General features: G+C 46.0%; 18 protein-coding genes. 12 read left to right on the top strand and 6 right to left on the bottom strand.

Going from position 1 to position 26,071, the window contains the following annotated elements; all coding sequences use genetic code 11:
- Positions 1–6 precede the first annotated feature (6 nt).
- Positions 7–1,296, bottom strand: coding sequence for an NADP-dependent isocitrate dehydrogenase (gene icd / locus BM367_RS00715; RefSeq protein ID WP_092456320.1), 1,290 nt, complete (start codon positions 1,294–1,296; stop codon positions 7–9).
- Positions 1,297–1,398: 102 nt separating this feature from the next.
- On the opposite strand from icd, the gene BM367_RS00710 reads away from it, so the two are divergent.
- Positions 1,399–2,067 (top strand): FAD-binding oxidoreductase, encoded by a 669-nt coding sequence (locus tag BM367_RS00710; RefSeq protein WP_092456317.1) that lies wholly within the window; start codon positions 1,399–1,401, stop codon positions 2,065–2,067.
- A gap of 1,062 nt (positions 2,068–3,129) precedes the next feature.
- A complete protein-coding gene (locus BM367_RS00705; protein WP_177224051.1) occupies positions 3,130–3,867 on the top strand; it encodes a helix-turn-helix transcriptional regulator in 738 nt (245 codons plus the stop codon).
- On the opposite strand, the gene BM367_RS00700 is transcribed toward BM367_RS00705, so the two are convergent.
- The gene (locus BM367_RS00700; RefSeq protein WP_092456310.1) at positions 3,864–6,053 is read right to left on the bottom strand and encodes an FUSC family protein; all 2,190 of its coding nucleotides are present in this window, start codon (positions 6,051–6,053) and stop codon (positions 3,864–3,866) included. The two genes, BM367_RS00705 and BM367_RS00700, sit on opposite strands and share 4 nt — an antisense overlap.
- Before the next feature lie 461 nt (positions 6,054–6,514).
- Complete coding sequence (locus BM367_RS00695; protein WP_092456307.1) at positions 6,515–7,759, bottom strand: aminotransferase class I/II-fold pyridoxal phosphate-dependent enzyme; 1,245 nt, start codon at positions 7,757–7,759, stop codon at positions 6,515–6,517.
- Between the two features lie 189 nt (positions 7,760–7,948).
- Between BM367_RS00695 and BM367_RS00690 the strand changes: the two genes are divergently transcribed.
- From BM367_RS00690 to BM367_RS00665, 6 genes are all read left to right on the top strand, one after another.
- A complete protein-coding gene (locus BM367_RS00690) occupies positions 7,949–9,046 on the top strand; it encodes a FecR family protein (protein ID WP_092456304.1) in 1,098 nt (365 codons plus the stop codon).
- A gap of 313 nt (positions 9,047–9,359) precedes the next feature.
- Positions 9,360–12,737, top strand: coding sequence for a TonB-dependent receptor (locus tag BM367_RS00685; protein WP_092456301.1), 3,378 nt, complete (start codon positions 9,360–9,362; stop codon positions 12,735–12,737).
- 35 nt (positions 12,738–12,772) lie between these two features.
- Positions 12,773–14,290: a RagB/SusD family nutrient uptake outer membrane protein gene (locus BM367_RS00680; protein ID WP_222842544.1), complete on the top strand. Its 1,518-nt coding sequence runs from the start codon at positions 12,773–12,775 to the stop codon at positions 14,288–14,290.
- A gap of 23 nt (positions 14,291–14,313) precedes the next feature.
- Positions 14,314–15,273: a hypothetical protein gene (locus tag BM367_RS00675; RefSeq protein ID WP_092456298.1), complete on the top strand. Its 960-nt coding sequence runs from the start codon at positions 14,314–14,316 to the stop codon at positions 15,271–15,273.
- Between the two features lie 100 nt (positions 15,274–15,373).
- Positions 15,374–16,576, top strand: a complete 1,203-nt coding sequence (locus tag BM367_RS00670) for a family 16 glycosylhydrolase (RefSeq protein ID WP_092456295.1) — start codon at positions 15,374–15,376, stop codon at positions 16,574–16,576.
- A gap of 358 nt (positions 16,577–16,934) precedes the next feature.
- Complete coding sequence (locus BM367_RS00665) at positions 16,935–18,464, top strand: glycoside hydrolase family 30 protein (protein WP_092456291.1); 1,530 nt, start codon at positions 16,935–16,937, stop codon at positions 18,462–18,464.
- 91 nt (positions 18,465–18,555) lie between these two features.
- Here BM367_RS00665 and BM367_RS00660 read toward each other — a convergent pair whose 3' ends face one another.
- Entirely contained in the window at positions 18,556–20,097 is a 1,542-nt protein-coding gene (locus tag BM367_RS00660; RefSeq protein WP_092456288.1) for a lipopolysaccharide biosynthesis protein, read from the bottom strand.
- A 112-nt stretch (positions 20,098–20,209) separates the two neighbouring features.
- Here BM367_RS00660 and BM367_RS00655 point away from each other — a divergent pair, with 112 nt between their 5' ends.
- The 4 genes from BM367_RS00655 (at position 20,210) to wecB (ending at position 24,565) form a co-directional block, all read left to right on the top strand.
- A complete protein-coding gene (locus tag BM367_RS00655; protein ID WP_092460843.1) occupies positions 20,210–20,971 on the top strand; it encodes a class I SAM-dependent methyltransferase in 762 nt (253 codons plus the stop codon).
- A 214-nt stretch (positions 20,972–21,185) separates the two neighbouring features.
- Positions 21,186–22,166, top strand: coding sequence for a glycosyltransferase (locus BM367_RS00650; RefSeq protein ID WP_222842543.1), 981 nt, complete (start codon positions 21,186–21,188; stop codon positions 22,164–22,166).
- Positions 22,167–22,176: 10 nt separating this feature from the next.
- Complete coding sequence (locus BM367_RS00645) at positions 22,177–23,400, top strand: glycosyltransferase family 4 protein (RefSeq protein ID WP_177224049.1); 1,224 nt, start codon at positions 22,177–22,179, stop codon at positions 23,398–23,400.
- Between the two features lie 76 nt (positions 23,401–23,476).
- Entirely contained in the window at positions 23,477–24,565 is a 1,089-nt protein-coding gene (gene wecB, locus BM367_RS00640; RefSeq protein WP_092456279.1) for a non-hydrolyzing UDP-N-acetylglucosamine 2-epimerase, read from the top strand.
- A 46-nt stretch (positions 24,566–24,611) separates the two neighbouring features.
- Here the strand turns inward: wecB and BM367_RS00635 are convergent, their stop codons facing one another.
- Both BM367_RS00635 and BM367_RS00630 read right to left on the bottom strand, forming a co-directional pair.
- Positions 24,612–25,700: a DegT/DnrJ/EryC1/StrS family aminotransferase gene (locus BM367_RS00635; RefSeq protein WP_092456276.1), complete on the bottom strand. Its 1,089-nt coding sequence runs from the start codon at positions 25,698–25,700 to the stop codon at positions 24,612–24,614.
- A complete protein-coding gene (locus BM367_RS00630) occupies positions 25,697–26,071 on the bottom strand; it encodes a sugar 3,4-ketoisomerase (protein WP_092456274.1) in 375 nt (124 codons plus the stop codon). Before BM367_RS00630 ends, BM367_RS00635 begins: the two co-directional genes overlap by 4 nt.

Genomic DNA, 26,071 nt, shown 5'->3' with positions numbered 1-26,071 from the left:
TTAGTGTCATGACGGAATCATGCCTTGCAGCCGGGTATCATCGAGGTGGCGGATGATTTCTGTTGCAAATTCACTGGTATGCACCAGTGTGGCGTCAGACATCTGTTTGTAAAAGTCGATTGTTACCTTTTTCCGCATGATCGCTGTAGAAAGGCCACGGACAATAGCTCGTGCAGCTTCATTCCAGCCCATATATTCCAGCATCATCACCGCACTCAATATCAAGGATGATGGATTCATGCTATCGGTATTTGCAAATTGGGGAGCTGTACCATGGGTAGCTTCAAAAATGGCATGACCTGTTTCGTAATTGATATTGGCACCGGGTGCAATGCCTATGCCTCCCACAGCTGCAGCCGCCGCATCGCTTATGTAATCACCATTCAAATTCATTGTGGCAATTACCGAAAACTCTTGTGGGTTTAACAGCAATTGTTGCAAAAAATTATCAGCAATGATATCCTTGACGATCACCTTGCCCTGTGCAGCAGCTATCTTCATGGCCTGATCAGCTGCTTCGTGGTTTCGTTCTTTTTTGATGCGTTCATATTGCAACCAGGTAAATGTATGCTCTGCAAATTCTTGTTCGGCTAATTCATAACCCCATTGCCGAAAAGCCCCTTCTGTGTATTTCATGATATTGCCTTTGTGCACCAATGTTACCGATGGCAAGCGATGCCTGAGTGCATATTGAATGGCTGCACGCACCAATCGTTTGGAGCCATGTTCGGAAATAATTTTAATGCCCAGGGCTGTATCATGGCTAAGAGATGGAGCCTGCAATTCCTTTTCCAGAAATTGTATCAATCGTCCGGCTTCTGGCGAATGAGCCCGGTATTCAATACCGGCATATACATCTTCCGTGTTTTCGCGGAAGATTACCATGTTCACTTTTTCCGGATGAACAAGCGGAGAGGGTACATTTGAATACCATTTCACCGGGCGCACGCAAGCATACAAATCGAGCTCCTGTCTGAGCGTTACGTTTAATGAACGAAAACCTTCCCCCACGGGAGTGGTAAGAGGTCCTTTGATAGCAACTAAATATTGTTTGCAGGCATCAATGGTTTCCTGTGGCAGCCATTCACCTGTGGCATGATAGGCTTTTTCACCAGCCAGTATTTCTTTCCATTGAATTTTTCTTTTGCCATGATATGTTTTTTCCACCGCTGCATTGATCACCCGCACAGTAGCTTTCCAGATATCCGGACCTATGCCGTCGCCCTCAATGTATGGAATGATGGGCTCATCGGGCACCTGAAGTTTGCCATTTACCATTGTAATTTTTTCTGCCATGATTCACATTTTTTAAAAAGCTTCGTATCAAAACAATTTTTGCTGTTTGTTGTTGGCATCACAGCATAGAATAATTATCTTTATTATTCAAAATTAAGCATCATGGAAGAACATATCGTCAAAATTCTCTCTATTCAGCGTGTTACACACAATGTCAAGCATTATCGTGTAGAAAAACCTGCCGGCTACCAGTTTGTACCCGGACAGGCAACAGAGGTGGCCATCCATAAGCCCGGATGGGAACAGGAACGAAGGCCTTTCACTTTTACCAGTTTAAACAGCTGGGACTTTCTGGAATTTACCATTAAAAGCTATCATGATCATCCGGGCGTTACCCATCAGCTTGATAGCCTGCAACCTGGCGATGAGCTGATATTGCACGATGTATGGGGCGCCATTCAATACAAAGGAGAAGGTGTTTTTATAGCCGGAGGTGCAGGCGTAACACCCTTCATAGCTATTCTCAGGCAATTGCAGACCGATGGCAAATTAGGCAATAACATGCTGATTTTTTCCAATAAAACGAAAGCAGATATTATTCTGGAAGATGAATTTCGCCGCATGTTAGGGGATCGTTTCATCAATACGCTTACCCAGGAACGTGTACCTGGTTATGATTATGGAGAAATAAATGCAGATTATCTGAAACAAAAAATCAAAAACTTCGATCAGCATTTTTATGTCTGTGGGCCTGATCAGATGGTACACGACATCAAAGCTGCCCTGCATCAACTGGGTGCATCTGAATCGGCTGTGGTAGTGGAATTGTAAGGTCAATAGAACCAGCGACACAAGGCTTTCATTCCAGCTGTAACCTGTCTTAGTATTTAGCATCAGCGAGGGTGATGGGTCAGGCGCAGTGAGCCTGGCGAGGGATAAGTGCACTCTATATGCACAAGCCGTGCTATGGGTTAAAAAAGAGATTGATCATTGAAGTACATCCATTACAACAAGGATTGAGACTTTATGGTAGGATGGCTTCCATGCCATTCTACATAAATCATTGAAGTACATCCATTACAACAAGGATTGAGACACATTTATAGCATTAAGTTTATTCTCTCTTACCCTATCATTGAAGTACATCCATTACAACAAGGATTGAGACATATGGGTAGTCGAGCATGCGATCTACCCATACTTCATCATTGAAGAACATCCATTACAACAAGGATTGAGACTACTTCCAATCAATGATCATTTCCTGCATCACTTTGACGTGAGATCTGTACACAAGTAATTGTACATACCGGATGGCTCGAATTGTGAAATGCTAAGGCGCGTAACCGAATTCCAGTTATTTTATAACCGAAGTTATTTCACCTCATCCCGATTGATTCTCTTCCTCGTACTGCAGGATTGGAAGGTTGTTATAAAGTCTTATTTATCAAATGCATCTTTTGCAATTGCCTTTATGGATTTTAGGATTTCTTCCTGTTCTTTTATATTCTCTGCTTCCAAAGGTTTTTGATCATTTCCCATGGCTTATTTTGCCAGGTATCTCCTTCTTCCTTCACTTTTTCCCTTTATATTTGTGCATATTCTTTGCACTAAAACTTCTTAACTATGCCTATCAACAAAAATGCTTATTTGAGGTTCATGATTCTTGATCAGTTATTATCGGGTCAAAAGCCTCACTCCTTTAGCGAATTGATGCAAAAAATAAATGAAAAGTTAGAAGAGAAGGGGATTGCAACTATTAAACGCAGGCAGTTATACAATGATTTAAATTTCCTGGAAACGGAGTTTGGAGCTGAATTTAAAAAAACCAAAAGTGGGAGGGAAATCCTTTACCGGTATGCAGAACCTAATTTTTCCATAAGATGGGGTATTATGAAGGCAACCATGCAAGAAATTGATCAAGTGCTTTCCACCCTCGCTCATTTATATGGGCCTGCTTTTGACGATACAACACGAAGAGTGATTGCCGAAATTAAATCCAACATTCGGGGAACGAAACCCGATGATCGGCCATACATTTTTTTGGATCACAACGAAGATGTAACAGGACTGGAATATCTGAATGAACTTGCCGATGCTATCTTAAATCATCATGTGTTGAAAATCCGCTATCAACGGTTTCATACATCGGTTGCAGAGGAAATAATTTTTCATCCGTATTGCATCAAAGAATACAATTACCGATGGTTCGTGCTGGGATATCATGAAAATCAGCAAGTCTGGAATTGGGTTTTAGCCCTGGATCGAATCAAATCCATTGAACGCGAAGACAAAATCTCTTTTCGCAGGCGCGATCAGGATTGGAAAGCTTATTTTGAAGAATTGATTGGGGTAACCTGGCCTGAGGATGAAAAGCCTGAACAAGTAATTATTGTGTTCAGCAAGGAATTCTCGCCTTATATAGAAACCAAGCCCTTGCATCCTTCCCAGAAAAAGCGTTGGCTTCCGGATGGCAGGATGGAAGTGCGCATTCGGGTGATTCTTAACTATGAGCTGGAAAATCTAATCCTTTCTTTTGGTCAGCATGCACAAGTGATTGCACCCGAGCGTTTGAAAAATCGTATTCAGGAGCGATTGCAACAAGCATTGAAACAGTATGGTTCTGTTTAAGTGCTTTTTTCTTTTATCCTCCATACTGTTTCATAAAGTCCAATGATTTCCCGGTAGAGTTGATCAAGCCAAGTAACCCACCAGGGCATGTGTGAAGAAATGTCAGTCAATATCTCTTTGGATAATGATCTCCATGTTTTCATCCATTCATCTGTTTGTCTGGTCATGGGGGAAGCCGTTGGTTGATCCATACTGGCCAGGGTATCGTGAGTTTGTTGTATGATGTGATGAAGTTGATCAAATAGGTTTTTTAACCTGTGGAGCTCCTCAACTGGATTGGTTTCCAGGATATGTAATGCCATTGTGTTCAACAAACGGGTGATGCGTATCTGGTGACCCAACATGATGAAATAATCTGGTAAAAATTGTTGGTGTATTTCGGGTTCTTCCTGCATCCGGCGAAGTGATAGAAATGCATTCTGGTTGCTGATTTCAGCCTTGCGGCGATAGGGAAGGAGTTGCTGAAAGCTGATGCGTTGGCCTGCCAGCGCATTGGCTATGAACTGAAGATAAGCAGTGTTGGCAGCAATGGCCTGGCGTATAAGAGCGGGAAAGCGATATTTTTCCCAATAGGGCCAGAATGCATAACCTCCCAGCAATGCCAGCGCTGAACCGCCCAATGTAACCAGCAGGCGAATGAGGCCTAACTGCCAGTTGACAGGTTCCAGCAGATGAAACAAGGCAATCACCATAATAGTGATGAAAAAAGCGGCTATGGCATACCGGCGCTGAATGAAATAAGCCATCAGAAAAGAACAAAGAGCCACAATGCCCAGGTTGATGACCAGCGGTAAGTGCAGCCACAACAGCATCGTACCCACGATCACACCACCTAACGTGCCCTGCACACGCTGGAAAGCCTTTTGCAGGGTAGCTCCAAATTCGGGTTGCAGCACAATCATGGTAGTCATGGCCAGCCAATACCCGTGAGGAATATGAAAATATTTGTATATAGCCACGCCAATGCCCATAGCCAGCGAAAGGCGAAGTGCATATCGAAAAATAAAAGATTGAAAACTCATCGGAAATCTAACCCAGGGTATGGTTTGGGGAATGGACGCACTGGTAATAAATTGGCGGAGAAAAAGTGTAAAATCTGTTCGGTGAGAAATCCAGCTATCCAGTATTTGAAGAGCTTCTTCAAATTGATGAAACAGGATATCTACGATTGAACGAATGGCTTCTGTGATTTTGAAAGATGATGCATTGGGCATGGCATTGAGTTGCTCTATCCACAAGTTTGCACTGTGGCGGCTTCGTTCCAATCCAATATGAGTAAGATAAATATTTTCCCTGCGCGGCGAAATGATGCTGATGGCAAGCCGTTCGGTCGTTCGGGACAGATTATCCAGCAAATAAGAAAATGTTTCCCTGGGAAACTGTTCATCGTGTTGATACGGTTCAACGGCGGTGCGGAGAGCAGAAAGGCTGTTAGCCAGTTGTGAAGCAAGGCGTCGCAATTCAACTAACTGATACACGTTTCTGTAGAGCCGCGCCCTTGACAGTGCCTGTTTACGGCTCAGCCACTCCATGGAATCATTCATCGCCTGCCGAAAGGATAATTCATGTTCATCCAGTGGGTTGAGTACTTCTGGCTGAGCAGCATGTGGCTGTAATTGTTGTTCGTAAAAAGCATGCAGCCAGTCGGCCAATGCTTTCCATACCAGTGCTACAGACCTGCGAAAGGGACTGAAAGGCACAAATGCCCAGGTCAGCACCGTGAAACCAATGGCCAGCAAACCACCGGTACTTACCCATGCAAACAGATGCAATGCTGTGTGTAGGTTGCCGGGATGGTCAAGCGTAAGCAAATACAGCAACAGCACGGATATGGTAATGCCCGGTCCGAAATTGCCCGTCTGCCGTACAAAACCACCCAGAAAAGCCAGTACCATCATCAGCAGGGTGGCAACAAGCCAGTGATGTCCAGCCATCGTGCCCAGCATGGCGCATATGGCAGCGGCAAGCGTGGCTCCACTCAGGATAAGGATTTTCAGCGGATAGCTGCCGGGAATTAGTACGTTGGATAAAAGTTGTGCCGTCAGCGCAATCCATACAGCCTCACCCATGTGACCAGTCAGCAATCCCCCGATCAGCGGCAGCACAAAAGCAAGCGTAACCCTGACAGCCCGCCCCATAGCGGGTTCAAAATATTCATTCAGGATAATCTGATATAAAGATTTCAAATCTTTTTACCTGTAAAATAAAACAAAAGGTTCTTTCAGGAAAAATCAGCAAGCAATCAATGATGCAGCATGCATGCAGAATTCTGCAAAAAGGATGCAAAATGCATGTTTTCTCTCTTTTTTACACATGCATTTGTAGCAAAACGATGGAAGTGAAACAGATGAAATATGCCTTTGGGATAAAACGATTGCATGTATGATAAGTGAGTATATGCATTGGTACATGATGTAACCTCAATCTGTATTGGGTTAACAGATAAACCGAAAAAATATCATAACAGCATAAAATGGAATTTAAATTTTATTTATGGATAAAAATGAAATGAAACCGAAATTTTACAAGCAGGAAATTTGGATGAGTCTGCAAATATTTTTTCCGATGAAAATGATAGTAAAAAAAATTCCCTTTCATGTGTAACAGACAATGAAAGGGAATCCATAAACTGCTATAAGCCGGATGATTATTGCACCAGTGGTATTTCTTTTAACTGGTAAGCTTGTGCATCGAGTTTTTTCTTTACTTCTGCAAAAGCATGCAGGGTTTGTTCGATATCTTCATCTGTATGTACGGCAGTAGGCGTAAGCCGGTAAATAATCTGTCCTTTGGGTATAACGGGATATACCACGATGGAGCAAAATACATGATAAGTTTCCCGCAGATCCACCAGCATGGCAGTGGCTTCTGGGATGCTGCCTTTCATATAAACCGGCGTAACGGGCGAGTTGGTATGTCCGATATCGAATCCATTTTTTTTCAATCCCTCCTGCAGCTTGCGCACATTGTTCCACAGTTTTTCCCGCAATTCCGGATGATTGCGCAATAATTCCAATCGTTTCAGATTGCCGATGACAATAGGCAAGGGCAGCGATTTTGCAAAAATCTGGGATCGGATATTGTATCGCAGATAATCAATCACAGGTTTGTCGCCGCTTACGAATGCACCGATGGAAGCCATAGACTTGGCAAAGGTGGAGAAGTACAGATCAATTCCATCCTGGCAGCCTTGATGTTCGCCGGTACCGGCGCCTGTTTTGCCCATGGTTCCAAATCCATGCGCATCATCCACCAGCAGGCGGAACTGATATTTTTCCTTCAGGGCAATGATTTCTTTTAGTTTTCCCTGATCGCCGGCCATGCCAAACACACCCTCGGTAATGACCAGGATACCGCCGCCCGTGGTTTTCACCATTTCGGTTGCCCGCTTCAGTTGTTTTTCCAAATCTTCCACATCGTTGTGTTTAAACACGTACCGGTGACCGGCATGCAGCCGCACACCATCAATGATGCAGGCATGGCTTTCGGCATCATATACAATCACGTCATGTCGATTGCAAAGCGCATCAATGGAACTCATGATGCCTTGATAACCATAATTCAGCAGGCAAGTATCTTCTTTTTGTACAAATGCTGAAAGTTCCTTTTCCAGTTGTTCATGATAATCGGTATTTCCGCTCATCATGCGCGCACCCATAGGAGCTGCCAGCCCATATTCAGCAGCAGCACGGGCATCGGTTTCACGTACTTCCGGATGATTGGCCAGGCCGAGATAGTTATTTAAACTCCAGATGATTTTTTCTTTACCACGAAATTTCATGCGGTTGCCAATGGGCCCTTCCAGCTTGGGAAAAGCAAAATAACCATGAGCACGATCGGAATGTTGTCCGATGGGTCCTTTGTTTTTCAACAACTTCTCGAAGATATCCATAAGGAAAATTTTAAAAGATGTCAAACAAGCCTTACAAAAGTATAAAATCTGCTTTTTTTCTGCCGAACAATTTCTGTTTATCTCCCCGCAACCCGCTACCCGCAGGGAATTGCATAGAAGAAAGAAAAAAATTTTTTCCGGTTTAGGGGTAAAGGGAAATCTGATTGTTCTTACAAGAAAAGGGCATTCATGGAAACGGATGAACAAAGGCTTTGGATTTTGATGAGCCGAAAGCTTACCGGTGAGGCTACAGAAGAGGAGATCAGGCAGCTGGATGCATGGCTGAAGGCTGATCCGCATGCCATGTATTGCTATCAGGTGTTTTTGCAGTTGTGGCAAGGTGAAGCAGCTTCCATTCACCCCAAAGAACTGGAAGAAAAATATATCCGTCAGCAAAAGCTTATCCACGGTGCTGAAGCAGCTGAAGAGGGAAGGCTGGTAAAAGGGACGCGCAAACATATCGGGTGGCGGGTGATGATGGCTGCAGCCATGATCAGTGGCGTGATTGCAACCATCTGGTTGATGAAAAACCCCATCAGCTTTCACAACACACCTACAGCCGATGAGTGGGTAACGGTTTCAACACCTAATGGTATCCGCGCCCACGTGGTGCTGCCCGACAGTACACAAGTCTGGCTCAATGCCGGCAGTGAGATGCGTTACAGGAAGGATATTGATATGGCCTCTCTGCGTGAGATTACCCTTTCCGGGGAAGCGTATTTTGAAGTGCAGCATAGGCCTCATCAGCCTATGGTCATTCATACCCGGCATCTGGATATTCGCGATCTGGGTACGGCCTTCAATGTACGCGCCTATCCCGATGATCCGGTAACCGAAGCTACATTGATTGAAGGCGCTATCGAAATCATCAGCCGCAGCCATCCGGAAGAAAAAATCCGCCTAAAACCCAGCCAGCGCATCACGTTCTACCATGATAGCTGGACGGTAAACGGGCAGCCCGCTCATCCCAACATTTCCCCAAACAACGAAGGCAAAAATTATGCACTTACTCAGGTGAAACCTGATCCCAAAGAAAGCCTGATTCCCGATACAGCCTGGAAAGTGAATAAACTGGTATTCCAGAGTGAACGGTTTGATGAGCTGGTAAAGCAGCTGGAACGCTGGTACAACGTCCATATTATTCTCAAAAGCAAAGTGGTGGCCGGTTATAAGCTTACTGGCAGTTTTGAAAACGAAGACATTGAACAAGCTTTGAAAGCCCTGCAGATTACAGCGCCATTTGATTATCACATTCGCGAAGACACCATCTGGATTGAAAAACCTTGAGATATTTTCATGAACCCTCAAACCCATGTACCATGATCACATTTAACTCAAGTTGACAAAAAAGGAAATGCACACAGCTCCGGTAAACATACATCGGCTTTTGGGGCAGGCTGATAAGCAGGAGCCGGCGCATTTCCCGTGAATTCGACAATCTTCTTCGTGCCGGTTGCGACGATCAGCGAAGAAGAAAGGGCTTATTTATTCACCAAATAAACCGATTAAAATTATGAAAAAATCTCCTTTACCAACAAGCAATCGTGCGTTGTCGGATTTGGAAAGACAACGACATGTATTCCGAAAATACTTCTTGCATATGAAGATGACTGTTTTGATGGTGATGCTGCTGGCTATACAAGCATCGGCCAGGGTATATTCCCAGGAAATGGTGAGCCTGCACCTGCAGGATGTTGATATTGCCAGGGCATTACATCTGATTGAAAAGAAAAGCAGTTATCGTTTTCTGTATAACGATGCCTGGCTGCAGAACCATCCGCGGGTGAGCCTGGATGTACACCAGCAAAGCATTACCGAAGTGGTAAGCCAACTGCTGGCAGGCACGGGGCTTACCTATACCCTGGTGGGGGACAGGCTTATCGTCATAGCTCCGCAGGATGTTAATATTCAGGAGGTACGGCTCACCGGAGTCGTGCGCGATAGCCAGGGGCAGCCGTTGGCAGGCGTAACGGTAAAAGTAAAAGGCACCAATGTGGGCACTATTACCGATGCCCAGGGGCGCTTTGCCCTGGAAGTGCCCAATCAGCAGGCTGTGCTGGTATTTAGCTACGTCGGATATCAACCTCGCGAAATCCCGGTAAGCGAGTATGCAGGCGGACAGGAGCTGGTAGTTACGCTTCAGCAAATTGCCAGCAACCTGAATGAACTGGTGGTGGTAGGATATGGTACCCAGAAAAAGAGCGTGGTTACCGGAGCTATATCCAGTGTACGTTCCACCGAGCTGCAGGATATGCCCATGTCGCGCATCGAGCAATCGCTGCAGGGGCGAGCATCCGGACTTACCATTGCAGCCAGTTCGGGTCAGCCAGGCGCACCGGCTACCGTGCGTGTCAGGGGTACTACGTCCATTAACAACAGCGATCCGCTTTACGTGGTCGATGGCGTGCCTATTGACATTGGAGGTATTGATTATCTGAATCCCAATGATATCGCCTCTATTGAAGTGTTGAAAGATGCAGCTTCAGCGGCCATTTACGGAGCCCGTGCAGCCAGCGGGGTGATTTTGATTACCACCAAGAAAGGGGCAGCAGGAGCTATGAAGGTGAATTACAGCGGCTATTACGGCACTCAGTCGCCAGCCCGCAAGTTGCATTTGCTTGACGCCGAAGAATATGCAACTCTGCGCAACGAATCGGCGCTGGCCGCCGGAAAAGGATTGGTATTTCCCGATCCAGCAGCGCTGGGCAAAGGAACCGACTGGCAAAGCTTGATTTTTAACAACCATGCCAAGGTGCAAAACCACGATCTCAGCATCAGCGGCGGCAACCAGAAATCCACCTACTACGCCTCATTTGATTACTACGATCAGGAAGGGGTAGTAGCCACGCCGATTTCGGAATACAAGCGTTTTTCGGTACGGTTTAATTCTGCTCACCAGATTAACGCCTGGCTGAAATTTGGCAACAACCTCGGCTATTCCTACATCAAAAGCAAAGGCAGCCTGAATACCAACAGCGAATTCGGCGGCCCGCTCAGTTCGGCCATCAACCTGGATCCCATCACCCCGGCCGTAATCACAGACCCTACAGTGGCCAATAACCCACCTTACAGCACCTATGCTCAGTACATCATCCGTGATCCACAAGGCAGGCCTTATGGTATCTCTTCCATCGTGGGTCAGGAAATGACCAATCCGTTGGCCTATATCCAAACACAATTGGGCAACTATGGCTGGTCGCATAACATCGTGGGCAATGTGTATGCTGAAATCACACCTATCGAAGGACTTACCTTCCGCACCAGCATCGGTGCCAAACAGGCTTTCTGGGGCAATCAGAGCTTTACGCCAACCTATTATTTGAGTCCCACGGTATCGCACCTGGGCGGCCCGGAATTATATCGTACCCAAAACCAGGGGCTGATCTGGAACTGGGAAAATACGCTTTCCTATACCCGACAGATTCATCAACACCATATCACCTTGCTGGCGGGCACCAGTGCGCAGGAAAATACAGCCAATGGGCTGGGTGTAACATATAAAGGCCTGCCGGTGAATAATTATCAAGACGCTTCGATGAATTACAATCTCCCCGAAGTGACCAATGGCATTGCCAATCGACCCGGATATGGATATGAAAATCAAGTCTATCGGCTTAGCTCTTATTTTGGACGCGTGGTGTATGATTATGCCGGCAAATATCTGCTCACGGCCATTTTGCGGGTGGATGGTTCTTCCCGCTTTGGCACCAACAACAAGTATGGGCGCTTTCCCTCGGCATCCGTGGGCTGGATTCCCAGCATGGAATCATTCTGGCCGGAAAATCGGATTGTCAATTACCTGAAGATTCGTGGATCGTATGGGATTACCGGTAATGACAACATTGGCGATTTCCAGTATGTTTCCACGGTGAGTGGCGGGCGCAATTATCCTTTTGGCAACGATCATATTCAGGTGGGCTACAGTCCCAACGCCCCGGCCAATCCGGACCTGAAATGGGAACAAACCAGCCAGCTTAACCTGGGCTTTGATGCCGTGGTGTGGAACGATTTCAATGTGACGTTCGACTGGTATGTCAAAAAAACTACCGGCATGCTTTTGCAGATTCAGATTCCGGGTTATGTGGGAGCATCCGGGGAGCCCTTCGGGAATGTGGCCAGCTTGAAAGATCAGGGTTTTGAACTGGAACTGGGTTATCACAAACGCATCGGCCAGGTGGAACTGCAGGCCAATGGAAATGCATCCTATGTGCAGAATACCATTACCAATATTGGCGACAACAGCTTTTTCACGGCCGGTACTTTCCAGGCCAGCGCTTATGAGATTGCGCGTACGGCTGTGGGCCATCCTATTGCATCGTTTTATGGATTCAAAATCCTGGGTATTTTCCAGACGCAGGCTGACGTAGATAGTTATGTGGATCCGAAAACCGGCGGCAAGATTCAGCCTAACGCCAAACCCGGCGATTTCAAATGGGCTGACCTGAATCACAACGGCATCATCGACGACAGCGATCGCACCTTCATTGGCAATCCTACGCCCGACTGGACTTTTGGATTTACCGTTTCTGCCAAATGGAAACAATTCGATGTGCTGGTGTTTGGACAGGGTGTGGCCGGCAATAAAATCTTCCAGGGCTTGAGAAGGCTCGATATCCCCACGGCCAACTGGACGAAAGCCGCATTGGGACGCTGGACAGGGCCAGGTACTTCCAACAGCTTCCCCCGGCTGGTGGATAACGACCCCAATCACAACTTTACCTATCCTTCCACCTTCTATCTGTCAGACGGATCGTATTTGCGTGTGAAAACTATCCAAATCGGATACCGCCTGCCTTCCCGGCTCATCAGCCGCTGGGGTATGGATCATTTGCGGGTGTATGTAGGTGCCAACAACCTCATCACCTTTACCCGCTACAGCGGATATGATCCGGAAATTGGCGGCAGCAGCTACAGCATTGACCGGGGTGTATATCCGCAGGCCAAATCATTTGTCGTCGGACTGGATTTTGGATTATGAACATTATTGCTAACACCGTTCAAAAATGGATGACCATGAAACGCAACTTTATCATATCTGCATTCCTGCTTCCATTATTGGCTGTGCTGGTTACAGCCTGCAGCAAGAGCTTTTTGGAAGTGCAACCCAAAGGATTGCAGTTAGAGTCGAATTATTACCAAACCCCCGACCAGGCTTTTGCAGCCCTGGTGGCGGCTTATAACCCCATGGGTTGGGAAGCTGGCAGCAGCGACAATACCTATATTGACCCGCTGGGCCCCTTGAATTCCGCATCCGATGAATGTTATGCCGGTGGCGGAGGTCCCACCGATATGGCATTCTGGCAAGTGTGGAACAACTACACCCTCACGCCGGCACTGGGTCCTCAGGCAGGATTCTGGGACAGAAACTACACCGGTATTTACCGCGTGAATATATTCCTCTCCAAAATAGATGGCGTGCAGGGGCTTGATCCAGCTACCAAAGCCCGCTACATTGCCGAAGCCAAATTCCTCCGGGCATATTACTATTTCTGGCTGGTGCGCCTGTTTAAAAACATTCCGCTCATCACCCATCCTCTGGCTACGGAAGAAATCTACAAGCAAACCCAGGCGCCGGTGGATTCGGTCTATCATCAGATTGAAACCGACCTGAAAGAGGCCATTCCTGATCTACCCTGGACCGTAAATATTCCCGATGAAGGGGGGCGGGCCACCAAAGGAGCAGCCTATGCCCTCATGGGAAAGGTGATCATGTGGGAAGCCGGACCCAATAACAATTCCCGTATGCTGGAAGCTGCAGCTTATCTGGACAGCGTGAACTTTTCGGGTTATTATCACCTGGTGCCCAATTTCCCGGATATCTTCAGTCCGGATAACAAGTTTAACAGCGAATCCATCCTCGAAATCGTACACACCGGAGCTCAGAATGCCGGATGGGGCAACTGGCCTAATTTTCTGGGAAATGTTTATACCCAGATGGTGGGACCGCGCAGCTATAGCGGACCTATTTACTGGTCGGGAGGATGGAGTTTTAATCCCATTATCCCCAGCTTTGTTGATAGCCTGAAGGGCGATCCCCGTTATCCATACACCGTTGCTGATATAGATAGCATTGTGAATGCGGCTCCTGGCAGGAGTTATACCCCGGGCTATGATAACACGGGCTATTTCATTCAAAAATATGCTCCCCTGGCTAAATACGTGTCCACTACCGGTCAACCCGAGCTCAATTTCCCGAATGATTACATCGAGATTCGCCTGGCTGATACCTATTTACTCGAAGCTGAAGCGCTGGTGCGCGGTGGTGGCGATCTGGCTAAGGCCAGCATGTTGCTCAATGCAGTCAGAGCGCGTGTAGGATTGGGCAATGTAGCGCCTACGCTGAAAAACATCTATCACGAACGCATGATTGAGCTGGCTACCGAAGGCCATCGTTGGTTCGACCTGGTGCGCCTGGGATGGGCTCCTTCCGTGCTGGCCTTCAAGGGATTCCAGGCGGGCAAACATGAATTATTGCCTATTCCATTGGTTGAAATGAACAATACCCAATTGAAACAAAATCCGGGTTATTGATTGTTGACTTAAAACTTTTCACCATGAAACGTTATCATCTTCCATATTTCCTCATCGCCATCCTGTTCATTGGCCTGCTGGCCGTGATGCTCAGCAATTGCCGCCCCGATGATTTAAAAGACATTTCGCTGGGAGCCCCGTCCCAAGCCAGCTTTCAAATCATTGGCGGGGGTGATCAGAACACCATTACACTGGTGAATACCACACCGCCAGTAGGCAAGTATGGCTCGGTATCCATACCGTACTGGACGGTGGAAGAAACCCAGCAAACAGCTGAAGGCGATTCGGCCCATTTTCGTTTCACTTTTGCCGGCACCTATACCATTAAATTAATCGTAGCGGCGCATGGCGGACTGGATTCTGCCGAACAAAAAGTGACCATCAACAACAATGATCCCACTGCCTGCCAGAATTCGGTGCTGGGCTTCATTGCTGGCTGTACTTCCAAGACCTGGCAATTTGCACCCGAAGCTTATGCCTACAAAGTGGGGCCTAATCCTGACGATGGCAGCTGGTGGGGCAATCCGGCTTCCGACGTAACCGGCCCGCGCGTATGCGATTTTAATGACACCTACACTTTTTACTTTGATGCCAACGGCACTTTTGAGTATGACAACAAGGGGGATTTTTATACCGAAGATTATCTCGGAAAGGCTAATTGGAGCTGCGATGTGAATGCCGACCTGCCACCGGCTCAAAAGCCTTGGGCGTCGGGTACTTTCCGTTATCAGGTGATTGAAGGAACGGGTGTAGCCAAGAAGGGCCAGCTGAAAGTGATTGGCTTAGGCGCCCATATCGGTTTGGCCAAAGTTACCAACCAGGGTGAAACCAAAACCGCTCCGGTAGTGAATTCCATCACATACGATATTCTGGATATGTATCACGATCCGGCCGGATTTGATGTGCTCAAGCTGGGCATCAATGATAGCCAGGATCCTAACAATCCGGTGTGGTGGACCTACACCTTGCGGAGTGTGAATTAATGATTCGCTTTTAAGACTGTGCATCATACTTCTTCGTGCAAGAAGTGTTTTGGTTTTGTTCTATTTATGAAGACCCTATTTACTTTTTAAACTTGATATCATGAAACTACGCTGGCTTTTTTTGTGGATGAGTTGCGGTTTGCAGATGGTTTATTCCTGCAGCAAGTCGTCGAACAACCCTGCGCCTTCCGATGGGAATCAACCTGCCATCACCGTTTCCGATGTAACGCTGGCCCGTCAGCCTGCGCAGAACATCAGCTTTCGCTTCTACATAGGTTTATCAGCTGCATCCACGCAGGAAATCACGGTCAACTACCACACCGAGGCGGGTACAGCCGTCGCAGGCAAAGATTTTATACCCGATAGCGGTACCCTGCATTTTGCACCCGGCAGCACACAGGCTTACGTGGATATAACCGTGATAGCCGATAGTTTGCGCCAGCCAAACCAGACTTTTTACCTGGTGTTGTCCCATCCGCAACATGCCACATTGGCTAAAAACAAAGCCACTGCTACCATCCTAAATCAGGATTTGCTCTATCTGCCCACCAGCGATTCGGGTTATACATCGCCCCTCTCATATCCTGGCTATCAGCTGGTCTGGCACGATGAGTTTGATGAAACCAGCCTGTCGGATAATGATTGGAACTACGAAATCGGTGGCAATGGCTGGGGCAATCAGGAACTGGAATATTACACTTCCCGGCCGCAAAATGTGTTTCTGTCCAATGGCAAACTGATTATCGAAGCGCGCAACGAAAGCTACGGCAATAACGCGTACACCTCCGCCCGCATCACCACGCAGGGCAAACATGCATTTCAATATGGCCGGATCGACATTCGTGCCAAGCTGCCTGTGGCGCAGGGCCTGTGGCCGGCGCTTTGGATGCTGGGCAGCAATATCAAGCAAGTAGGGTGGCCGCAATGTGGTGAAATCGATATCATGGAACTGATTGGCAAAAATCCACGCCAGGTGGTGGGCTCTTTTCATTGGAAAAAAGCCGATGGCAGTGAAGGCACCTTCAACAATGTGTACAATCTAACCCAGGGTGATTTTTCGCAAGCCTTTCATGTGTTCAGCCTGTTGTGGAGTGCCGATTCGCTGCAGATATGGGTGGATGATATCCCTTATGTAAAAGCTTCGCGGCAGGATTTGAGCGATGGGCCCTATCCGTTTGATCAGCCTTTCTTTTTCATTTTCAATGTGGCTGTGGGCGGCAACTGGCCGGGACCTCCCGACGCTACCACGACCTTCCCGCAGCGCATGTTTGTGGACTATGTACGGGTATTTCAGAAAAATTAAGTCCGATGCGAAGGCGGCTATTCCGGGTATCATGCTGTGGGTCAGTTACCTGACAACCCCTCCCGTAATGTTGCATGGGAGATGTTTTGGCCGATGAGGTGGGTTAAGGAGATGCTTCGCTTCGCCCGGAACAACGGTGTTATCAGGAAGAAGGGTTTATCTTAGGTTGAGTTGATGGTTTTAATTGGGCATGAGGGTTTTTATGAATGAACGATGGTTTTACTTAGGTGGATGATAGTCGTTTAATAGCAATCATGATGTTTATTCGCTTGGGATGAGGGTTTTATTAGGAATGATGGTTTTTTTATTGTACGTCCTTATCCCGAGCCTGTCGAGGGATCTATTTAAACAGTTAAAAATGCAAAACAGTTTCAATCCGGCACACAAACCCCGGCGACAGGGTTTCTGGTCGTGGATTTTTCCCCGTAGCTTGCGGGTTGTATGTACCATTGCACTGATTAGCAGCATAGGATATGTAGGTTGTGCCAAATCAACGCCCTCCCACGCGCAGGCCCAACCACCAGCCGATAGCACACCCTCCACTCCTTCGCCACCGGTACAGACCGATGTGGCTTTCTATCTCACCACACCCGATCGCAGCCAGTTGCTGGCCCGGCAAAACGTAGCCTTGCTGTTTTCCGCTGCTCCCATCCATCAGCCCGTGATTGAAGTGGATACCACACAAACCTTTCAAACTATGGATGGATTTGGATTTGCCCTTACCGGTGGTAGTGCCTATCTCATCAACAAATTACCCCCAAACCAGCAAAACGCCTTATTGCAGGAATTGTTTGGCAACGACAGTAATTCCATTCACATCAGCTACATCCGCATCAGCATTGGCGCTTCCGATCTGAATCGTGCTGCTTTTACTTACGATGATATGCCGGCCGGCCAAACTGATACCGCTCTGCAATATTTCAACCTGGGAGCCGATCAGTATGATTTGATTCCCGTGCTGCAAAAGATTGTACAGATCAATCCGCATTTGCATATCATCGCCACACCCTGGTCGGCTCCGGCCTGGATGAAAACCAATCACAGCCTCATAGGCGGCAGCCTCGACACCGCATTTTATGGCGTGTATGCCCGTTATTTTGTAAAATACCTCCAGGCCATGCAAGCACAGGGCATTCCCATTGAAGCCATTACGCCGCAAAACGAGCCCTTGTATGGCGGCAACAATCCCAGCATGGTGATGCAGGCTGAGGAAGAATTGCGTTTTGTGAGGGATTATTTAGGTCCGGCACTGCGCCGGGCCGGGCTGCCTACTAAAATCGTGGTGTATGATCACAATTGCGACCGGCCCGATTATCCACTCACTATCTTGCAAGATTCCATTGCTCGGCAATATGTTGATGGTTCAGCTTTTCATCTTTATGCCGGCAACATCGCGGCTTTAACGCAGGTGCACGATGCCTATCCCGATAAAAATGTGTATTTCACCGAACAATGGACCGGCGGGCCCGACCAGTTTGGTCCCAATCTGGCCTGGGATATCCAGAACCTGATTATCGGCGCCACGCGCAATTGGAGCCGCTGTGTGATCAAGTGGAATCTGGCAGCCGATCCCAATTACCAGCCCCATACGCCTGGAGGTTGTTCCAGCTGTTTGGGTGCTTTAACCATTGGGAGCGACATTGTCCGCAATTCATCTTATTATTCCATTGCCCATGCATCCAAATTTGTTCCCTCCGGATCGGTGCGGGTATATTCCACTGATCTGCCAGCCCTGCCCAATGTGGCTTTTCTGACACCCGACGGCTACAAGGTGCTCATTGTGTACAACCCGTCGTCAGCTGATCAAGCTTTTCAGATTTCCTTTCGGGGCAAACAGGTAAGCCCCACGCTTCCGGCTGGCGCTGTAGCTACCTTTGTGTGGAAATGAAATGAACTGCTGACTGGAAGTCATCCACATTGCAGCTGCTTTACCTGCAAATTGGCCCAGTATTTAATGAATATTCAAAGGGGTTTGAAAGCTATTTGAAGAGGGTTTGCATGAGTTTTTGTCCGTATTGATACAAGATGTGTTTCCATTTTTCAGCCAACTGATTCACATCCTCCGAAAAGCGGAAATACAACACAGCGCCGCCAAACAAGCCGATATAGACGATGCCTCTTGTGGCAGCGTCGATCAGATAGATAAGCACTTTGTTTTGGGGATCATTACCGAAAGGCAACGGAATGGATTTCGCAATCGCGAACGCTGCAATGCCCGATAGCACAATACCAGCTGTTGCCCAACGGAAAGGCTGCATCCGGAAACGCAAGTAGATAAACACACAACGCATGAGATTAAAAAGCGTCAGCGAAAGAGCTGCTGTGATGGCTGCACCTATCATCCCGAAACGATGCACCAGAAAATAATTCAGCACAATGGATACAACCGTAAAGAAAATATTCGTATAAAAATCAAATTTCCAGAAATGGGAAGTTTGAATCACCTGGTTATTCACGCCTGTGCCCAGATCCATCAGTTTGCCTGCACCCAGAATCCATACCACCCAGGTAATCCCACGGTATTTTTCAGGTAGAAAATGCTGAATATCCGGTAGATCCGTGCAGATCAATCCCAGAATGGCCAGTCCGGCTATCAGCAAAGTAGCTGAGGATTTCTGATAAAGCTTCTCAATTTCCTGATAATCCTTGTTTTTCCAGTGTACAGCCAGCAGGGGAGTGGTAACGGAAGCCATGCCCCGCTGCGGTACTTCCATCACCCGGATGATATAATCGGCTATGGAATACACGCCTGTTTGTGCCAGTCCGTTGATACTGGAAATGAAAAATATTTCAACCGTTTTAGCAAATACGTTGAACACACTGCTGCTGAACACATACAGGCTAAAAGTCAGCATCCGTTTCCACAGCCTGCGGGTTACGGAGCTGATACCCACATACAAATGAAACTGTCCGCTGCGGATCAATACTACCAGCACCACAATCACTGGAATGGCAAACAATCCACTGTACAATTTGATGAATGCATCCACCGATATCCCATGCAGGGCAACCAGTACAATCAACAGGGTGCCATACAGGCGTACAACCGTTTCGCGGAGCACGTTGGTGAGTACGGTTTTGCGCAATCCCCAGGCAAAGCTCTCCAGCAAAGCAAAAAACAACATGAAGAACACCATGGGGAACAGCCAGCAATAATATTGCACAAACAAAGCCGAATTGCCGGAAAACTTACGGATGATAAGCGATTTGCCCAGCCATCCAGCCAGTACGAATAATCCGAAACCCAGCAGACAGATGCTGATTACCAGCAGTGGTAGATCATTTTTATGAGGTTTCAGATAATCCTGGTAAAAAGGAAAAAATTTATTTACCACAGGCACTGTACCCAAAGTAGCCAGGGCCGCCATCAGGGCTGCAGCATTTACCATCAACTGAATCAATCCGAATTGTTCGGGACTCAGAAAATGGGTAAACAGCACCAGCACATTACATGCACCAATAGCAAATCCTGCATAAATAAAAACGGTGGATTGAATGCTTTGCCGCCTGACAATACCCATGAATCTGTTTTTCGACGGCCTGCCATCAGGCAGGGTTGTGAAAGCCAAAAATAATATTTTTGATGGGCAAAACAGACCTGCCTGCCGAATAGTCAGGCCCAACCACGCGTATATGGCTCAAGAACGCAACCAGCAATCCATTGACCGAGAGATGCACGATCGCCTGCATCCTAACATTTTTCATCCTCGTTATTATCATCTCAAGCAATTGAAAAAAGCTATTCAATTTGTCATCCAGAAATATTTTCAATCCGATACCCAACAGTCCTGCCTGCCAGCAGGCGAGCCTGCCTATCGGACAGGCAGGTATGAGGTTTTAGTGGATTATGGATGTGGCAGCATGCCCTATCGAACATTGTTTGCCCCTTATGTAAAACAATATGTGGGAGCGGATATTGCTTTAAATAAGGCCGCCCAAATTGTATTGGATGAACAGGGCCGTTTGCCGCTCAATGATGGTTATGCAGATGTTATCCTTTCTACACAGGTATTAGAACATGTTACGAATCCAGATTTGTATCTCCGCGAAGCCTGTAGAGTCATGAAAAAACATGGTTTGTTGATCTTATCTACACATGGTATCTGGATGTATCATCCGGATCCGGTTGATTATTGGCGATGGACATCTGCCGGGTTGCAAAAGATTATACAAGAAAATGGTTTTGAAATAATCGACATAATAGGCATACAAGGTCTTGCTTCTGTGGGTTTGCAATTGTTGCAAGATGCATTTTTGTTTCGATTACCTTTTTTCATAAAATGGTTTTTTGTACCCGTCATGCAGTTTAGAATAGCGATGGCCGATTCGTTTCACACAGCCAACCATCGTAAAAAGGATGCATGTGTGTTTATGATTGTAGCCAAAAAACGATGAGTTCATGAAGATATGCATCACTCAACCTAATTCGCCTACCAGTAAGGCAGGTAATTATTCTTATTCAGAAACTTTCATCAGGCAACAGATTAAAGGTTTGCAATCTTTTTGGGGAAGCGATCAGGTAACATTCATTTACCAAAATTGGCTTCCACAAAGAGATGAATCGGATAAATTATTAAATCCCGTTCCCTTTTTTCTGATGCATATATTCATGAAAAATGTTTTTCATTCGGAGGGTAACTTTTTTAGTTTATATGGGCTGAAACAATTTTTCAGAAGAAAGCATATTCAGGTAGTGGTGGCTAATTATGGCATCACGGGAGCTAAAATATGGAAAGCCTGTGCACAAGTGAATGTTCCCCTGATTGTTCATTTTCATGGATTCGATGCTTTTCATCACGATACCTTGCAGCAATACGCAGCTTCTTATAAAGAAATGTTTACTTATGCCCGTTATATCATTGCCGTATCGGAAGACATGAAGAAACAACTGATTCGGCTGGGAGCTGAGCCGCAGAAAGTAAAAAATATCCCTTACGGCATAGACCTTTCATTTTTTACACCCGGAAAGCCAGAATTGAATCCGCCCGTATTTGTAGCTGTAGGACGTTTTACAGCAAAGAAAGCTCCACACCACACCATCCGGGCATTTGAAAAAGTTGTGCAAGCTGTTCCTGAAGCGCGATTGATTATGGTAGGTGATGGAGAGCTTATGGTGGAATGCCAAAAACTGGCTACAAAACTGGGCATACAGAACAAGATTACCTTTGCGGGCGTATTGACCCCCGATGAAATCAAACAATTATTGCACCAGGCACGCGCATTTGTACAACATTCTGTTACAGCGCCTGATGGTGATAAGGAGGGAACACCTAATTCGATTTTAGAAGCTGCTGCGTGTGGTTTGCCCGTCATCAGTACTTACCATGCAGGTATTCCTGAAGCAGTGATTCATGAAAAAACCGGTTTTTTGGTGGAAGAAGGAGATGTACAAGGGATGGCAAAATACATGATAGAACTTGCAACCAATCCTGGGTTGGCAAAAGAGTTGGGTGAAACAGCCAGAAAACATATTGAACAGCATTATACGCAGGAGATACAGATTCATAAAATTGCAGAGCTGATTTATGCCTGCCTGCCGGACAGGCAGGCCTGCTTGCAAGCAGACGGGCTTGCGAGAGATAAAAGTTAAATGTTGCTGCATGAAAATTTTATTTTTAACAGAGATGTATTCCGAAGGGATGGGTTATTCCGAAAACTTTCTACCCAAAGCCATGGCCAAATTGGGTCATGAGGTACATGTAGTCTCATCCACAGCTCAGGTGTATTTCAATGCACCTCATTACCGGAAAACATACGAACCTTTTCTGGGTCCCAATATTGTAAAGCCCGGTACAAAAAAAATTGATGGTTATCTGTTGCACCGGCTTCCGCTCGTTAAGCCACCACTGGTGAATGTGATCATGATGAAAGGACTACAAGAAACAATCGCACACCTTCATCCAGATGTTATCAATGTATTTCATTTGTATTCCCAGACCTGCTATGAAGCAGCCAGGGTTGCACGTGAATTAGGTATTCGTTTTTTTACAGAAAGCCATGTGCATGCCTCGGTATTTAACATGCATCATCCTAAGACCTGGCTAAAACATTATTTGCTTCAGTTTCCCCGGAAGCTCGCATTTATCAATGCTATCACGATAAAACATTATGCGATTGCCAAAGATGTGGCAGAAATTTCGCAACGATATTTTCTGGTGCCCCCTGAAAAAATTGAAATTGAATCGCTGGGTGTAGATACTGAGATGTTCAGGCCTGTTGCCTCAGCCGATGAGCAGCAACAGAGACTGCGAAAGAGAAAAGCTTTGGGATTTAACGATGATGATATTGTATGCATCTACACGGGTAGATTTACGCCCGATAAAAATCCTTTCTGCCTGGCACAAGCTGTCCATTATTTGCATGAAAAAGGACCTGCCTATCAACATATTAAGGCATTATTTGTAGGGAGTGGCACCAAGCACGATATAGAGGCTATTCAATCAATGAAGGGTTGTGTGGTGCATCCATTCGTGCCTGTGCATGAACTACCCACCTTTTATCGGGCGGCCGATATTGGCGTGTGGCCGCGGCAGGAATCTACCAGTCAGCTGGATGCAGCGGCCTGCGGATTGCCCATCATCATCAGCAACCGCACACAGGTGAAAGAGCGGGTGGATCCCTGTGCAGAAATACCGGGAAGAAATGGTTTGTTGTATGAAGAAAACAATTTCGTGGATCTGGCAGAAAAGATCCTCATGCTTTCGGATCCTCAGGTCAGAAAAGAAATGGGCCGCATCGGCGCACAAAAAGTACACATGCTTTTTAGCTGGGATGCCATAGCCCGAAAAAGAGAAAAAGATTTTCAACATTCATTGCAAACTTGATTCTACCTGCCTGCCGCAGGCAGGTTGATTCACCTGCAGATAGGCAAAATCGCGTGAATAAGGTAAATTGCCTCGCATGAAAAAAATCATTTCCGTAGTAGGTGCCAGGCCTAATTTCATGAAGGTCGCTCCGCTTTTCAGAGCTTTTCAGCAATACACAGATATTCAACATCTCATTTGCCATACCGGCCAGCATTATGATGACCGCATGTCAAGCATATTTTTTGAAGAACTGGAATTGCCCAGGCCAGATTTTTATTTGGGTGTGGGATCCGGCTCGCATGCAGAACAGCTGGCAGGCATTATGCTGGGTTTTGAAAAAATAGTGCAATCCGAACGTCCTGATCTGGTAATTGTAGTGGGAGATGTAAACTCCACGGTTGCCTGCAGCCTGATAGCCTCACGATTTCTTATTCCCATTGCTCACGTAGAAGCCGGCTTAAGAAGTTTTGATCGCACTATGCCTGAAGAAATCAACCGGTTGCTGACCGATGCCTTGGCCGATTATCTGTTTGTCAGCGAGCCATCCGGAGTTCGGAATTTAGAAAAGGAAGGTATTCCTCAGGAAAAAATATTTTTTGTGGGAAATGTGATGATTGATAGCTTATTGTATTATCTTCCCAAAATAGCCCAATCTAAAATTTTGCAAACCCTGCATTGCCAGCCGGGCGAATATATACTGGTTACCCTGCACAGGCCCTCGAATGTAGATCATCGGGAAGAATTACAAGAGCTGATTGGCCTGCTTCGTGAAATAGCATCCCTGAAAAAAATTATTTTTCCCGTTCATCCGCGAACAAGAAAAAAAATTCATGAGTTTTCGCTGGAGGATATGATTCCTACAAATGTAATCATTACTGAACCCCTGGGATATCTTGATTTTATGCAGCTGGTGCAGCATGCAGCGCTGGTGATTACCGACAGTGGAGGCATTCAGGAAGAAACCACTTTTCTGCAAATTCCTTGCATCACCGTGCGAAACAATACCGAACGTCCGGTTACCGTAGAAACAGGTACCAACCGACTTGCAGGAACTAATCCTACACGGATTAAGCAAACAGTAATGGAGATTCTCAATGGGAACCGCCCCCATGGTCGGATTCCTGAATATTGGGATGGCCATGCTGCGGAAAGAATTGCAAAGATTATTTATGAAAAATTATGATTCAAATACACATACTCTTTATTTGGGGGTTTAAAGTCAAATTATATTAGAACTTATTCATGATTTCCACTACCCGATAAATATCTTCTTCCGAATGTGCAGTAGAACAAGGAAGGCTCAATGTAGTACGATGAATTTCTTCTGAAATGGGGAAAGATATATGTGCAGGTAATACGCCCTGCATTGCTTTCTGCTTATGCGGGGGAACAGGATAATGAATTTCTGTTTGAATACCGTGGTCTATCAAATATTTTTTCAGCTGATCCCTTTTCGGATGGCGGATGTTGAAGATGTGATACACGTCTAAATAATCCGCATGTACAAAGGGTTTTATGAAGTCTTCCTTGAGATGTTGGTGATAAATAGCAGCCAGCTTTCTTTTGTGGTTGTTGATTTCTTCAAGGTGTTTTAATTTAACCAGCAAAAAAGCAGCTTGTACTTCATCCAGCCTGGAGTTATAACCAATTAAATCATTATAGTATTTTTTTTCTGATCCATAATTTCGCAGCGTGCTAATTCTTTTTGCAAGATCAGGATCAGATGTAGTAACAGCACCTGCATCACCCAATGCGCCGAGATTTTTGGTTGGATAAAAACTAAAAGCACCAAATTCTCCAAATGTACCGGATAATTGTTTTTTAAAAGCTGCACCGTGTGACTGTGCACAATCTTCAATCAATTTCAGCTGATGCTGGCTACATATCTTCTTGATTTTATCCATTTCACAACATTTGCCGTACAGATGCACAATCATCACAGCACAGGTTCGAGGTGTTATGGCTTCTTCAATTCGGTTTGCGTCAATATTATAAGTGCGGATATCTGGTTCTACCAGTACAGGTTTTAATCCGGCATGCAGAATGGAAAGGATCGTAGCAATGTATGTATTGGATGGAACAATAACTTCGGATCCTGGTTTAAAGTCAAATGCTTTTAATGAAAGAAACAAAGCTTCTAACCCATTAGCAACTCCGATGCAATGTTTAACACCCAGAAAATCTGCGAATGCTTGTTCAAATGATTTTACTTGATGGCCGAGTATATACCATCCGCTTTCCAGAGTGGAAGCAAATGATTGTTTTAGCTCCTCAAAGAATGGTTTGTTGACTGCACCCAGGTTTTCGTAAGGGATCATGTTTTATGCATATAAGGCTCGTAAATATAATCTGAAGGATCAAATTTTGTGGAAGCAAGTACAAGCAATACAGCATCCGGGGTGAAATGATGCATCACATGCCAGTCTTTTGTTTCCAGAATCAAACATTTACTGGGATGATCAAGCAGAAAATCCTCCTGTTTCTCCCCATCATCATTGGATACAATACAACTGCCATGGATGCAGATGGCAGCCTGAACCGTTGTTTTATGACGATGTCCGCCTCTCATAGAATCATCTACTCCGTAGATATAAAATATGCGTTTTATATCAAACGGAATCTCGTCTTCAATTACAGTTAGATTTCCACGTTTGTCACTGTGGGTAGTTAAGTGTATTAAGTAAGCCAT

Source organism: Thermoflavifilum thermophilum, from assembly GCF_900116565.1.
GTDB classification, from domain to species: Bacteria; Bacteroidota; Bacteroidia; order Chitinophagales; family Chitinophagaceae; genus Thermoflavifilum; species Thermoflavifilum thermophilum.
This window is presented reverse-complemented; position numbering and strand designations above follow the sequence as displayed.